Origin of the sequence: Paenibacillus shirakamiensis (assembly GCF_017874255.1) — a bacterium.
GTDB classification, from domain to species: Bacteria; Bacillota; Bacilli; order Paenibacillales; family Paenibacillaceae; genus Fontibacillus; species Fontibacillus shirakamiensis.
In genome coordinates this window covers 130,498-143,696 of record NZ_JAGGLD010000007.1, presented here as the reverse complement: position 1 = coordinate 143,696, position 13,199 = coordinate 130,498, and the positions used below count along the sequence as shown (strand labels likewise).

Annotated in this window: 15 protein-coding genes, 1 tRNA gene and 1 pseudogene; 16 read left to right on the top strand and 1 reads right to left on the bottom strand. The window is 40.8% G+C overall.

Features of this window, described 5'->3' with window-relative positions:
- Positions 1-16: 16 nt before the first annotated feature.
- The 4 genes from J2Z69_RS16630 (at position 17) to J2Z69_RS16615 (ending at position 1,649) form a co-directional block, all read left to right on the top strand.
- The gene (locus J2Z69_RS16630; RefSeq protein WP_209865282.1) at positions 17-265 is read left to right on the top strand and encodes a putative Se/S carrier protein; all 249 of its coding nucleotides are present in this window, start codon (positions 17-19) and stop codon (positions 263-265) included.
- An 18-nt stretch (positions 266-283) separates the two neighbouring features.
- Positions 284-1,162: a mechanosensitive ion channel family protein gene (locus tag J2Z69_RS16625; protein WP_209865209.1), complete on the top strand. Its 879-nt coding sequence runs from the start codon at positions 284-286 to the stop codon at positions 1,160-1,162.
- A gap of 116 nt (positions 1,163-1,278) precedes the next feature.
- Positions 1,279-1,494, top strand: coding sequence for a DUF951 domain-containing protein (locus J2Z69_RS16620; RefSeq protein WP_209865207.1), 216 nt, complete (start codon positions 1,279-1,281; stop codon positions 1,492-1,494).
- Between the two features lie 64 nt (positions 1,495-1,558).
- A tRNA-Ser gene (locus J2Z69_RS16615) sits at positions 1,559-1,649 on the top strand.
- A gap of 488 nt (positions 1,650-2,137) precedes the next feature.
- On the opposite strand, the gene J2Z69_RS16610 is transcribed toward J2Z69_RS16615, so the two are convergent.
- Entirely contained in the window at positions 2,138-2,335 is a 198-nt protein-coding gene (locus tag J2Z69_RS16610) for a YjzC family protein (protein ID WP_209865204.1), read from the bottom strand.
- Positions 2,336-2,545: 210 nt separating this feature from the next.
- On the opposite strand from J2Z69_RS16610, the gene rpsF reads away from it, so the two are divergent.
- From rpsF to J2Z69_RS16550, 12 genes and pseudogenes are all read left to right on the top strand, one after another.
- On the top strand, positions 2,546-2,830 hold the full coding sequence (rpsF, locus tag J2Z69_RS16605; protein WP_209865201.1) for a 30S ribosomal protein S6: 285 nt from the start codon (positions 2,546-2,548) through the stop codon (positions 2,828-2,830).
- A gap of 40 nt (positions 2,831-2,870) precedes the next feature.
- Positions 2,871-3,356 (top strand): single-stranded DNA-binding protein, encoded by a 486-nt coding sequence (ssb, locus tag J2Z69_RS16600; protein WP_209865199.1) that lies wholly within the window; start codon positions 2,871-2,873, stop codon positions 3,354-3,356.
- Positions 3,357-3,376: 20 nt separating this feature from the next.
- On the top strand, positions 3,377-3,649 hold the full coding sequence (rpsR, locus tag J2Z69_RS16595) for a 30S ribosomal protein S18 (RefSeq protein WP_209865196.1): 273 nt from the start codon (positions 3,377-3,379) through the stop codon (positions 3,647-3,649).
- A 490-nt stretch (positions 3,650-4,139) separates the two neighbouring features.
- A complete protein-coding gene (locus J2Z69_RS16590) occupies positions 4,140-5,885 on the top strand; it encodes an ABC transporter substrate-binding protein (RefSeq protein ID WP_209865193.1) in 1,746 nt (581 codons plus the stop codon).
- Between the two features lie 71 nt (positions 5,886-5,956).
- Positions 5,957-6,918 (top strand): annotated as a pseudogene (locus tag J2Z69_RS16585) (ABC transporter permease).
- A 19-nt stretch (positions 6,919-6,937) separates the two neighbouring features.
- Positions 6,938-7,852: an oligopeptide ABC transporter permease gene (opp4C, locus tag J2Z69_RS16580; RefSeq protein WP_425355022.1), complete on the top strand. Its 915-nt coding sequence runs from the start codon at positions 6,938-6,940 to the stop codon at positions 7,850-7,852.
- 10 nt (positions 7,853-7,862) lie between these two features.
- Positions 7,863-8,852 carry an ABC transporter ATP-binding protein gene (locus tag J2Z69_RS16575; protein ID WP_209865187.1) on the top strand — a complete coding sequence of 330 codons (990 nt, stop codon included), beginning with the start codon at positions 7,863-7,865 and terminating at the stop codon, positions 8,850-8,852.
- Positions 8,849-9,814: an ABC transporter ATP-binding protein gene (locus J2Z69_RS16570; protein ID WP_209865184.1), complete on the top strand. Its 966-nt coding sequence runs from the start codon at positions 8,849-8,851 to the stop codon at positions 9,812-9,814. Before J2Z69_RS16575 ends, J2Z69_RS16570 begins: the two co-directional genes overlap by 4 nt.
- A gap of 427 nt (positions 9,815-10,241) precedes the next feature.
- Positions 10,242-11,261 (top strand): LCP family protein, encoded by a 1,020-nt coding sequence (locus J2Z69_RS16565; RefSeq protein WP_209865181.1) that lies wholly within the window; start codon positions 10,242-10,244, stop codon positions 11,259-11,261.
- Positions 11,262-11,433: 172 nt separating this feature from the next.
- Entirely contained in the window at positions 11,434-11,862 is a 429-nt protein-coding gene (locus J2Z69_RS16560) for a CBS domain-containing protein (protein WP_209865178.1), read from the top strand.
- 103 nt (positions 11,863-11,965) lie between these two features.
- Positions 11,966-12,268 carry a MazG-like family protein gene (locus tag J2Z69_RS16555; protein WP_209865279.1) on the top strand — a complete coding sequence of 101 codons (303 nt, stop codon included), beginning with the start codon at positions 11,966-11,968 and terminating at the stop codon, positions 12,266-12,268.
- 6 nt (positions 12,269-12,274) lie between these two features.
- Positions 12,275-13,195, top strand: a complete 921-nt coding sequence (locus tag J2Z69_RS16550; protein ID WP_209865175.1) for a DUF2232 domain-containing protein — start codon at positions 12,275-12,277, stop codon at positions 13,193-13,195.
- Positions 13,196-13,199: the final 4 nt, after the last annotated feature.

Below are 13,199 nucleotides of genomic sequence, written 5' to 3'. Positions count from 1 at the left end.
GGAGGAGATGAATACGATTAAGGAATGGTTAGTTATCGCCTTTGATTCTACACACCAGGCTCTGCGGGCGGAGATGTTGCTGGAGTATGCAGAAATAGAGATTGATTTATTTCCTACACCCAAAGGAATTACAGCAGGATGTGCCCTTTCTATTCAGTTTCAGAAGGAAGATTTAGCAAATGTAGTCCGGATTGTGAAGGAAGAAACAGTGGAAATTAGAGGAATATACAGGAATGAAGTGCACGGATATGTTACCATCGAGTAATAGAAAGGGGATATGTATATGTTTTACTTGGAGGCATCAGGTAATCTTACGGACGCAGCCAAGACCTGGAAGGATAAAATCTGGAGTTGGTCAACGGACATGAGTATGTGGGAACACGTATTGATGACGGCCTTAAGAATACTTATTATTGTCGTGCTAACTAGAGTATTTATCAAAGTGATATTCAAAATAATTGATACTTCCTTAAGACGACGTGAGACCAGTCGAATTAACGTAAATGCTCGAAGATTCATTACCGCTGGGGAATTATTGAAAAATGTTGTTTCTGTTGCAGGCAATTTTGTTATGATGATGTTATTGTTAGCGGAAATCGGAATTAATCTAACCCCATTACTCACCGGAGCAGGTGTGCTGGGACTGGCTATTGGTTTTGGAGCTCAAAGTCTAGTGAAAGACGTCATTACAGGTTTTTTCATTATTTTAGAAGATCAGTTTGCTGTTGGAGATGTGATTCAGACGGGCAATCTAAAAGGAACGGTAGAAATTATTGGACTACGCACCACGCGGCTGATTAGTTGGAAGGGTGAAGTTCATATTATACCGAACGGACTCATTACTACTGTAACGAATTTCTCCTTGAATAATGCCTTAGCTGTCGTGGATATCCCCGTAAGTAATCAATATCGTGTAGAGGATATAACGTCTCTATTAAGAACATCCATGAATGACTTAAATGAAGCTACGGATTATGTAACTAAGGCCCCTCATGTATTAGGTCTGCAATCTGTTACAACTAGTGAGTATGTAATTCGCATATCAGGGGAATGCATTCCTGGCAAGCGAGCCGAGCTTGAACGTCTAATTCAGGCCTATGCCAAAGAAGCTATGGAAAAGACGGATTCAGCACTACAAGAACAAGTTCAAGCAAAAGCATAACTCATGAATATGGGCTGCCATAATAAATAATGGGATTAGAAGCAATCACGATAACTAGCGCAAGATGATAAGCATGGATGTAAAAGATTCATGAATTCTGCAAAGGGGGACTTTCCATGGAACGCAAAATATTTCAACTAGGCGATGTAGTACAAATGAAAAAAAACCATCCTTGTGGCAGCAACGAAATGGAGATTATTCGCATGGGAATGGATATTCGAATTAAGTGTGTAGGTTGTAAACATAGTGTATTGGTTCCCCGAGCTAAATTTGAAAAGAATCTTAAAAAAGTGCTACGCTCAGCGGAGGAGCTACCTCAAAATCCATTATAACCATGAGGTTGAAAAAGCATTTCTTGCACAGTAATTATCATTATGGTAAAATAATGATTACTGCGGAAAGGTACCCAAGTGGTCCAAGGGGGCTGACTCGAAATCAGTTAGGCGTCGCAAGGCGTGCGTGGGTTCGACTCCCACTCTTTCCGCCATATTTAATCATGACACTCGCTGCAATAGCGAGTTTTTTTGTATTTACATATAAAGAATTTTATTCAGTAAAATATGAAATGGGAAAACCCATGGTTTAATTCAAGTATTAGGGGTGACAAAAATAATATACCAATAAGGAAGTTCCAATAGGAACTTCCTTAAAGGCAGACGGCTTACGGAAATTGGAATTCTTCTCTCACACAATTGCGCGGAAACATTAGGTCACTGCATTCTCTGAAAAAACACAGGCCGAGAAGAGGGGTCTTCCCGAACACCAAACCTTCCTAAACAGAGAACTAAAGTAAATACATCTGGTGATCACCTGATGCGCTTTAATCGATTCTGTAACACTTTGTTGTGACTAAGACTCCTTGCGGGTATTCGTTAAAATGCCCAACGGAACCACACCTCTCATGTAAGCCGTCTACACATAGAATGCGCACATTTGATATTTTTATGCATTGTTTTTTTATTTTATATAATGGCTCTAATGCACACGTGCCTTTTCGGCTTTTTTCCATTTTCTATTTTTATTTGTGGTCTCGGGGAAGGTGTCCCCTTTCTCCATCGTAATTCGTTTGGGATCTTGAATTTCCGTATGGAAGCTACGTGCTTCACCTACTTCTGTATATACTCCGGGATTGGGAGCTTTATCTCCTGCTTCATACTCCGTACGTTCGCCCATATATGATACCTCCTTTAGATAATCAGACGTCTTTATTGTGTCTAAAAAGAGAATAAACATGCATGTTTAGCGGGTAGAGACTCTGTAGATCCTCGAAGTGGGTTGCAACGGATAACTGAATTTGTTATATTATTATGGTGCGAGTTTACGCTCGCTCCTTGCTCCCAAGCATAGCATTGGGGGCCGTGAGACCAAAAGGAGGTGAAAGATATGCGCAAATACGAAGTGATGTACATTATTCGTCCTGATCTTGAACAAGAAGCAGTTCAAGCTGTCACCGAAAAATTCCAAGGCATCATCCAAAACGGCGGAGAAATTACAAAGCATGATGTTGTAGGCAAACGCCGGCTTGCGTATGAGATTAACAAGATTCGTGATGGAGTTTACGTATTGGTAAACTTTAACGCGACTCCAGAAGTGATTAATGAGTTGGAACGTTTGTTGAAAATTTCCGACGAAGTTATCCGTTATCTCATAACTAAAGACGTTGCTTAAGATTGCTGTGTAACCATATCGCTCAGAGGAGGGGACTAGATTGTTGAACCGTGTCATTCTCATCGGAAGACTAACTCGTGATCCGGAACTTCGTTACACGCCATCAGGTGTTGCGGTAACTCAGTTCACTATTGCAGTGGACAGACCCTTTACATCACAAGGCGGAGAACGTGAAGCGGATTTCATCCCGGTCGTTACGTGGAGACAGTTGGCGGAGACTTGTGCCAATTACTTGCGTAAAGGTCGCTTGACCGCTGTTGAAGGTCGCATTCAGGTACGTAATTATGAGAATAATGAAGGCAAACGTGTATACGTTACTGAAGTTATTGCTGATAATGTACGTTTCTTGGAGTCAAGCCGTGAAGGTGGCGGAGGCGGTCAACGTGAAGAGGGTGCTTATACAGCTCCTAGTAGTAGCGGCGGAGCAAATCGCAGCAACAATAATTCACGTTCGAACAACAATCAGGATCCATTTTCCGATGACGGTAAACCGATCGATATATCGGATGACGATTTGCCATTTTAATTTGGAAAGGACTGATCAGCATGGCTTTTAAACCAAGAGAAGGCGGAGATAACGACAAAAGACCGGCTCGCCGTGGCGGCCGTAACAAACGTCGTAAAGTATGCTTCTTCACTGTGAACAAAATTACTCACATTGACTATAAAGACACTGAACTGTTGAAGAAATTCATCAGTGAGCGTGGTAAAATTTTGCCGCGTCGTGTTACAGGTACTAGTGCTAAATATCAACGTGTATTGACTGTAGCTATCAAACGCTCCCGTCAAGTTGCATTGTTGCCATATACTACAGAGTAGTATTGAAGAAAAGAGCGGCCGAATTCGGTTGCTCTTTTTTTGTTATGTTCTAATACATAAATTAATGTATAATTCCAACAAAAATAAATTATAGGCAATATTAAAAATAAATTAAATCCTTTGAATAAAATCTGTTGGAATTTTGGTAGATATAAGGTATATTATTTACTAAAATCAAATATTTTTAGTTAAGCTAGTTTTAACAGAGGTGAATAATATAACAGTAATGGAATATGCTGTTGCAAATTGACCTTTGGTTTATTCTTTTAAATTTATAAATATGCATTTTAGCTTTATGACAACAGAGACTGCAAAGACCTAGAGTCATATTTTTGAACTATATTAATCTCCAAGTAACGTTATAGGTTTTGGTGTATTAATAGTTGCGTAAAGTTTCCTGACATTAGATATTGCAAAACCCTATTATGTTGGATATATTATCTTCACAATATATTTAAAAAAAGCATTTATATTTAAGAGGAGGATTCGCATGACAAAGAAATGGAATGTGCTTGTAATGATGGTCTTGGCTTCAAGCCTAGTGCTATCTGCATGCTCTAGCAAAGAAGATGCTGCACCAACTACACCTACAAAGACAGAAGATCCAGCAACACCAGCACCGGGGGATACTACAGAGACTGGGGACCAAACAGATGGCCTAATTAAAGCCGCAGATATGTCCAAAAACCCAGCTACGGCAACGAATCGTAAAGATACACTTGTAATTGGGACAGTAGCTCCAAAAGGGGTATTTAACCCACTTTTTGCAGAAACATCTTATGATGTTTATGTGAATAGAGCGATCTTTGATACATTCCTTCAAGTACAAACAGATGGTACTTATAAAGAAAGTCTAGCAGAAAAAATAGATGTATCTACAGATGGTAAAGTATATACATTCCATCTTAAAAAAGGTTTGAAATATAGCGACGGTTCACCTGTCACAGTAAAAGATTATCTTTTCACTTTAAAAATGTATTTGGACAAGAGCTATGACGGTCAATCTGACGTAGTAAGCTTTAATATTAAAGGCGGTAAAGAATATCATGATGGAACATCAAAAGACATTTCAGGTGTGAAAATCATTGATGATAACACAGTAGAAGTAACGGTTACTGAAGCAGATGCACTTACCAAAGCAAACTTGGGTGGTATTGAATTCATGCCTGAGTCTTATTATGGAAAAGCCTACAAACAAGGCGATCTGAATGGCGTAAAAGCGCTTAATGAAAAACCTGTAGGTAGTGGTCAATATAAACTTTCAGGCTACAAAGCAGGTCAAGAAGTAGATTTAGTTGCCAACGAGAACTTCTTCAATGGAGCTCCAAAAATTAAAAATGTAATTTTCAAAACAACAACAGATCAAACGAATGTATCGCTGCTTCAATCTGGCGAGACAGACATGGATAACATTACAGTTACTGAAGATAACGTAGAAGAATTAAAAAATATCGGATTCTTGGATATGAATGTTCTTCCTACGAATGGATATGGCTATATCGCAATTAACCACAAAGAAAAGAAATTCCAAGATCAAAGAGTCCGTCAAGCTTTAGCTTATGGTCTGAATCGTAAAGATATTGTGTCTGGTGTGTATGGTAAATATGCTGATGTTATCAACATCCCACAATCCAAAGTGTCTTGGTCTTACACAGATGAAGGTATTACACATTATGACTTCGATACAGCTAAAGCGAAATCTTTGCTAGACGAGGCAGGTTGGAAAGTTGGAGCAGACGGTATTCGTGAAAAAGATGGAGAGAAATTTAAAATTAACTTCTCAGCATCCGCAGATAATCCAGTGGTTGAATCTTTGCTTCCTATCATGACTAAGAACTATAAAGAACTTGGCATTGATGTAGTTGCTGAAACTTTGGATTTCAACGCTATTATGGACAAGAAGACTAAAGGCGATTACGACATGTTCTTCGCAGCTTGGGGCTTGACGCCAGACCCAGATAACACGGTCTATATCACAAAAGGTGCACAGAATGATTACAACTACTCTAATCCTAAAGTAGATGAGCTTATGCTTAAAGGTAAAAAAGAGCTTGATATCGAGAAACGTAAAGTAATTTACAAAGAATTGTACCAAGAATTGAACAAAGATCTTCCGATCATCTACATGTATCAAAGAAGAGATATGTGGACTGTGAATGGTCGCGCACAAGGCTTTGACATTTCACCTTACAAAGATTTCTCATACAGCTTGTATAATGTAGCACTGCAACAATAATAAAAGAACAACGGATATGCTCAGCTCACTCGAGCTGAGCATATCGATTTATTAAGCCAGGAGGAGTTTGAATGAAGCAGTATATCATCCGGCGTTTGTTGCAGATGATTCCGACACTAATTGGCGTCTCCATTATTATCTTTGCCATCTCTGCTATGGTTCCCGGAGATTACATTACAGCGAAACAGAGTCCCAATATGACTATTGAAAAACAAGCAGAACTCCGTAAAATCTATGGTCTGGATAAACCACAATATCAACGGTATTTTATCTGGGTAAGCAACATGGCTAAAGGGAATTTAGGAGATTCACTACAACATAAGAAACCGGTTACAAAAGTAATTAATACGTATGTCTGGAACTCCTTCATTATCGCAATTGTAAGTTTGATCTTAAGCTGGTTCATAGCCGTTCTTACGGGTGTATTTTCGGCCAAATTTCAGTACTCCTTATTCGATAAGTTAGTTACCTTATTTGTCTTTCTATGTATGTCGTTGCCGTCCTTCTTTATTGGATTATTATTAATTAAGTTTTTTGCATTAGAATGGGGTCTATTCCCAGTCGGGGAATGACATCTACTGGAATTACCACAGAAGGTTGGGATTACATTAAGGATGTAGCTAAGCATATGTTCTTACCGACACTAGTCCTTGTTATGTTAAGTACAGGTAGTTTGACCCGTTATTTCCGTACGGGGATGCTTGAAGTAATCCGTCAAGATTATATACGTACAGCTAGAGCAAAGGGTCTCAAGGAACGGACGGTTATTTTCAAACATGCACTGCGTAATGCATTACTACCTGCCATTACACTGCTCGGGTTTGAACTCCCAGGACTGTTCGGTGGCGCTATGATTCTAGAAAAAGTATTTGTGTGGCCCGGCGTAGGTCAGGTCTATCTTGAATCGATTAATATGCGTGATTACCCGTTCATGCTTGGCTTTACGATATTTCTAGCGGTTCTTACCCTATTGGGTAATCTGATCTCCGATGTGTTGTACGGAGTTGCAGATCCAAGAATTCGTCTAAAGTAGGAGGAGATTACCCTTGTCTATAGAGCAGACTGCACCCATTACTAAGACTCCCAAAGCACAGAAGGTAGCCTCTCCTTGGAGAAGCGCAATACGAAAGTTTGCTAAGAACAAACTTGCCTTGCTGGGGCTTATTATAATGATAATCATGATTCTAATTTGTTCTTTTGGTCCTTTGTTTTCACCTTATAATATCTATGATTATGATTATACTGTGAAAAATAAAGCCCCTAATGCATCCCATTGGCTGGGCACGGATAAATTTGGTCGAGATATTTTGCTTCGTACCATGTTAGCAGGACGAATCTCGCTAATGGTTGGACTAGTGTCTACAGCCATTGCTGTAGTTATTGGAGCTACACTTGGAGCTGTCTCCGGTTTCTACCGGGGCTGGACAGACACTATTACGATGCGTATGGCTGATATCTTCTTAGCTTTGCCAACCCTACCTATTTTAATTACGATGGGTGCAATTCTTTCAGACTTAAAAGTAGACCCTTCCAAACGTATCTATTTCCTTATGCTGATGATAGGTGTTCTGAGTTGGGTGAGTCTGGCACGGCTCGTACGTGGTCAAATTCTTACGCTTCGTGAACAAGAATTCATGCAAGCTACGGAGGCGCTGGGTCTTCGGGATCGTCGCAAGATCTTCCGGCATCTTATGCCGAATACTATCCCTATCATCATTGTATCTGCAACATTATTAGTAGCTGGCGCGATTCTATTTGAATCAGCACTTAGCTTCCTTGGTATTGGGGTCGTACCTCCCACACCGTCTTGGGGGAACATGATCACTGCGGCGAACAGCCTGATTGATTTCCGCAAGAGACCATGGATATGGATCCCGCCGGGTATGTGCATTCTGATTACGGTAACGGCGATTAACTTAATCGGTGATGGGCTTCGTGATGCGCTCGATCCTAAAATGAAGAAGTAGGAGATACATTATGGCAAAAGATTTGGTAGAATTCAAAAATCTAGAGACGCATTTCCATACCTCGGCTGGCATCGTAAAAGCAGTAGATGATGTTAGTTTTACTATACGTGAAGGTGAAACGCTCTGTGTTGTCGGAGAATCTGGTTGTGGTAAGAGTGTAACTGCCATGTCCTTGATGCGATTGGTAGAGATGCCTCCGGGTCGTCACGCTGGTGGGGAAATTCTTTTTGAAGGTAAAGACCTCTTGAAACTCAGCAAAAGAGAAATGAGCCGCATCCGCGGAAATGAAATCGCAATGATTTTCCAAGAACCTATGTCCTCATTGAATCCGGTCTTGACCATTGGCGAACAGATTACAGAGCCACTGGCTTTGCATTTACTATTAGATCGTAAAGCAGCAAAGAAGCGAGCTATTGAACTAATTACACTCGTAGGAATCCCAAGGGCAGAAGAAATATTCCACTCCTATCCCCATGAATTAAGTGGAGGAATGCGTCAGCGGATTATGATTGCGATTGCACTTAGTTGTGATCCGAAGCTTCTAATTGCGGATGAGCCGACCACGGCTTTGGATGTAACGATTCAGGCTCAAATTCTCGATCTGATGCGTGACATTAAAAGAAAGCTGAATACATCCATTATGCTAATCACTCATGACTTGGGTGTTGTCGCTGAAATGGCTGATTTCGTAGTCGTGATGTATGCGGGTAAAGTCATTGAAGAGGCCCCAGTTCTTGAGATCTTTAAAGACCCTCAGCATCCCTATACGAAGGGGCTTCTCAAAGCAAAACCAATCATTAATGAGAAAAAAGAGCGGCTTTACTCCATCCCAGGTCAAGTGCCCAATCCGGTCGACCTCGGAGATAACTGTCACTTCCATGACCGTTGTGAATTCTGCATGGATATATGTAGAACCAAGTTACCTCCGCTTCGCGTACATGGAGATCATAATCACAAAACAGCCTGCTGGTTGTATGAGGAAGAAGGTAAGGCACAGTGACGGAAACTCTGATCCAGGTAGACAACCTGAAAAAATATTTTCCGATTACCGGTGGGATTCTGCAGCGTGTAGTAGGAAATGTTAAAGCAGTGGACGGTGTGTCTTTCCATATTAACAAAGGCGAATCTTTTGGCCTTGTAGGAGAGTCTGGTTGTGGAAAAAGTACCATCGGAAGAACCCTTCTACGTCTTAATGATAAGACAGAGGGAAAGGTACTTTTCAAAGGCGAAGATATTCATAGTTATTCTAAGGAAAAATTGCGCAGTATGCGTCCTAAAATGCAGATTGTATTTCAGGATCCCTATAGTTCGCTGAATCCTCGGATTAAAGTCGGAGAGGCGATCGGGGAGGCTCTTCTAGATCATGGTCTGGTTAGCCCCAGGGATGTAAAACAGCGTGTGCTCGAAACGATGCGCATCTGCGGTCTTGCCGACTATCAGTACGATCGTTACCCGCATGAATTCTCCGGTGGGCAACGTCAACGGATTGGGATTGCACGCGCACTTATTATGAATCCTGAATTTATCGTAGCGGATGAGCCCGTCTCTGCTCTAGATGTATCTATTCAAGCTCAGATCATTAATTTGCTTAGTGATTTGCAGCGGGAAAAGAATCTGACCTATCTGTTCATCTCTCATGATCTCAGTGTGGTAGAACATCTATGCAACCGAGTAGGCGTGATGTATCTAGGCTCCATGGTGGAACTTGCTGATACGGAGGAATTGTTCAGCCATCCACTTCATCCTTATACAAAAGCGCTAATGTCCGCTATTCCCATTCCAGATCCTACGCTAAAGCGTGAGCGAATTATTCTTAAGGGAGATATTCCAAGCCCGGCTAATCCGCCTTCAGGATGCAAATTCCATACCCGCTGTCCAATTGCAGCTGATATTTGTAAGCAAGCCAATCCGGAATACCGTGAAGTGCGAAAAGGACATTTTGTAGCCTGCCATTTTGCGTAGTAGAATAGGATGAAAAAGAATACGTAAGACATAGATATGGCCTATCTTGCTGGAGATAAGCTATTCTATGTCTTTTTTCATGGGAAAAATGCCAAGCATTTATCATTGATTCCAGAGAGAGTCCTAGAGTATATTGTTCGATGGGAGTATCTATTCCTTACGTTTTTGTAGTGTTTTCAGAGAAAAATACGATTACAATGATAGAGTTGTTATTTCATGCGAAATGGAATCATTTAGCCTTGCTTCAATGGACATTCAGCGCGTTTAATGAAGGGAGGGGCATACATTTTAAGCTCGCTCTGAAAGCTCCGACAAATAAGAAATAAAAACGGATAGAATCCGAACAAATAATGCATCGAAGAAGAGTATTCATGATTGTAGGAAATCTTATCTTATGCTGAATACTGAAATGGAGGAAGTCACGTTCATGGAAGAAAGAAATGCTAAACCTATAAAACTGCATAAACGCAATAAATGGAAAACGTTTGGAATTATTATGCTCGTCCTCATTATAGTAGGTGGGGGTGTATTCGTATATCGTAAACCTCTAGCTGTAATGGCTTTTGATATGTTCCTTTCCGGACATGTGGAAAAGAAGCTGGAGAAGTCTTACGCCCCGCTTAAAGGGGAAGCGCCTAAACCAGTAGTCTATCAGACCAAGCCATTCTCTACCTTATTGCTAGGGGTGGATCAAAGAGAGAATGAACCCGCACGCTCAGATACGATGATCTATGCTGTAGTACGTCCTAAAGATTCTAAAATTTTGCTTATCTCTATTCCAAGAGATACGTATACCGAGATTGTTGGTAAAGGTAAAAAGGATAAAATTAACCATGCCTACGCTTTTGGTGGAGAGAAGATGGCTAAAGATACGGTTGATGCTTTCTTAGGCAGCAAAGCAGAATACTATACGGCTATTAACTTTAAAGGGTTGAGAGATGTCGTAGATGCTCTAGGCGGTATTGAATTACCCATCACAAAGGATATCGTGAATAAAGAAAAAGATCATGAGAAATTTACAATTCTAGCGAACAAACCCATCTATGATGGTAAGGATGCACTGAACTACGTTCGCTATCGAGAGGATAGTGATTTTAATCGTACGAAACGTCATCAAATTTTCCTGAATGCTATGGTTACACGTATATTGCAATTGAATCAAGTATCTAAGATTCCAGAACTCATGGATATTGCAGGAGCAAATTTTAAGACAGATATGTTGCCTTCTTCTATTATTGATCTTGCCAAACAGATGCTAACGGGAGAAAAGTCTCCTCAGATATATAGCTTTACCATTATGGGTGAAGGTAAACGGATGAACAATGTATATTATGACATCGCTGATGAGAAGGATGTTAAATACGCTGAGCAGTTGATCGAAAGTTGGTCCAATCCAAATACCACGGATAGCAATCTACTATTGCCTCAAAAGCAAGAAATTGAATGAGTGTCTGTTTGATGCCATAATATAAAAAGAAGCAACGAATTGGTTTCGGCAGTCCGGTTTTCGGCTGCCGATTTTTCACCTTGCCCAGAAGTTAGCGGGTGAATTAGGGTTGCCTCTGTGGACGTAGACTTTCCTCACACATGGAGGAGAGAATGAGGAGGATTATCGTTACATGAATATCGCGTTTTTCTTGCTACCCAAAAGTCAGGTTGCCTGTGTGACTCTAGATTCAACTTTGCGTCAGACCTTAGAGCGCATGGAATATCATCGGTATACAGCAGTCCCTATTCTTAACAAAGAAGGCATGTATGTTGGGACCATTACCGAAGGAGATTTACTATGGTTCATGAAAAATTCACACGGTAAAATTACATTTGAGAACGCTTCGAAATTTTTATTAAAGGATGTACCTCTAAAGCTTGATATTAAGCCTGTATCTATAGATGAGGATATGGAGGACTTGATTAATTTGGCAAAGGTACAAAATTTTGTGCCTGTCGTAGATGATATGAATCGGTTCATTGGAATCGTACGTCGGAGTCAAATCATAGAATATTGTGAGCGTTTTGTTGCGAGACATGAGACTTCTTCAAATGGATAAAGGCGAACATATGTGCCTGTAAGGACTTGGATAGGTGGCCATAATGTATTATGCTATAATGAAGAATAATGCTTTTTCGAGGAGAGAGAGTGAGTGTTCTATGATGCAGAAGGAGATGGATGTAGCCAAACGAGCCAAGGTCATTGAATGGCTGAAGACCGAAGTGGTGGATCAGGTATCCCGTCTATTTAAAGCTTTGTGGGAAGGTAGCACGACTCGAGTAACCGATAGCCTCTCCAGTCTAATTGTGAGTGGTTATATCTTAGGGCGCCGCCTAGGAATTTCCTACTCAGATTTGGATGAGAACATTATGGAGAAGCTGAAGAAGCACAAACAAGAAGGTCACCAGCTAGAAGACTGGTATCATGATATTTCTGCACTCGAAGATCATATTCGTAAGAGGTGAAATGATTTGAAATCACGCTTGGCATCCATAGCTTGGAGTATAACGTATTTACTACTCTTGCTGTCCTTAGTTACCCCCTTCACATTTATAACGGTTCTGCTCATTATGTTGCCTACGACCATTCTGTATGCGACACTGACCACGAAATCATTTGTCTATCACATTGTCCCTGTGTTTCTCATTGTTATGATTGTCATGGGCTCTTGGTCTATCTTCTTACCGCTTTATTTTTTAATACCATCCATTGTGATGGGTCACTTCTATAAGAAAAGAGCATCTGTACTCCGTACGGTTATGTTCGGGGCGGGAACGATACTTGCTGAATTCTTATTATTGTTGCTGATTAGTACGTTGTTCTTTGACTTTAATCTCGCACATACGATTGAGAATATTGTGAATACAGCTGCAACGCCTTTCCGAAGTGCTACAGGAGGATCTTTGGCTACAGAGTTAAAGTTGTCGGACCAGGATACGCAGCAGATCAGTACGCTTACTGTACAGACGATTCCTTTTACTTTAATCATAACTTCCTTAGCTATGGCTACCATTACTCATGCTATTGCTCGTCCTACACTTGCAAGTCTAGGCCAAATTACGCCTAAAATGATGCCTCTTCGTGAATGGCGGCTACCCCGTGCGCTAATCTGGTATTACTGCATTGTGTTATTAATCGAACTATTCGGTGGATCTTCTGCGAAAGAGGGATTTTTGGGTACCGTTGTACTTAATCTACTGCCTATGCTTCAGTTCGCTTTTATTATTCAATCTGCGGGGTTCTTTTTCTATATCGCACATACCAAGAAGTGGAACAAGGGCATCCCTATTCTGCTTACCGTACTTATGCTCTTTATCCGTCCGCTGTGGCTGATCGGTCTATTCGATATTGCTTTTCCACTGCGTGACATGATTACAAGATCAAGACGATAGGATG

Bases quoted from the DNA above. Each gene is read 5' to 3' on its own strand.
- J2Z69_RS16625 (WP_209865209.1), top strand. From the start codon at position 284: ATGTTTTACTTGGAGGCATCAGGTAATCTTACGGACGCAGCCAAGACC.
- J2Z69_RS16620 (WP_209865207.1), top strand. From the start codon at position 1,279: ATGGAACGCAAAATATTTCAACTAGGCGATGTAGTACAAATGAAAAAA.
- J2Z69_RS16610 (WP_209865204.1), bottom strand. From the start codon at position 2,335: ATGGGCGAACGTACGGAGTATGAAGCAGGAGATAAAGCTCCCAATCCC.
- rpsF (WP_209865201.1), top strand. From the start codon at position 2,546: ATGCGCAAATACGAAGTGATGTACATTATTCGTCCTGATCTTGAACAA.
- rpsR (WP_209865196.1), top strand. From the start codon at position 3,377: ATGGCTTTTAAACCAAGAGAAGGCGGAGATAACGACAAAAGACCGGCT.
- J2Z69_RS16590 (WP_209865193.1), top strand. From the start codon at position 4,140: ATGACAAAGAAATGGAATGTGCTTGTAATGATGGTCTTGGCTTCAAGC.
- J2Z69_RS16575 (WP_209865187.1), top strand. From the start codon at position 7,863: ATGGCAAAAGATTTGGTAGAATTCAAAAATCTAGAGACGCATTTCCAT.
- J2Z69_RS16565 (WP_209865181.1), top strand. From the start codon at position 10,242: ATGGAAGAAAGAAATGCTAAACCTATAAAACTGCATAAACGCAATAAA.
- J2Z69_RS16560 (WP_209865178.1), top strand. From the start codon at position 11,434: ATGAATATCGCGTTTTTCTTGCTACCCAAAAGTCAGGTTGCCTGTGTG.
- J2Z69_RS16555 (WP_209865279.1), top strand. From the start codon at position 11,966: ATGCAGAAGGAGATGGATGTAGCCAAACGAGCCAAGGTCATTGAATGG.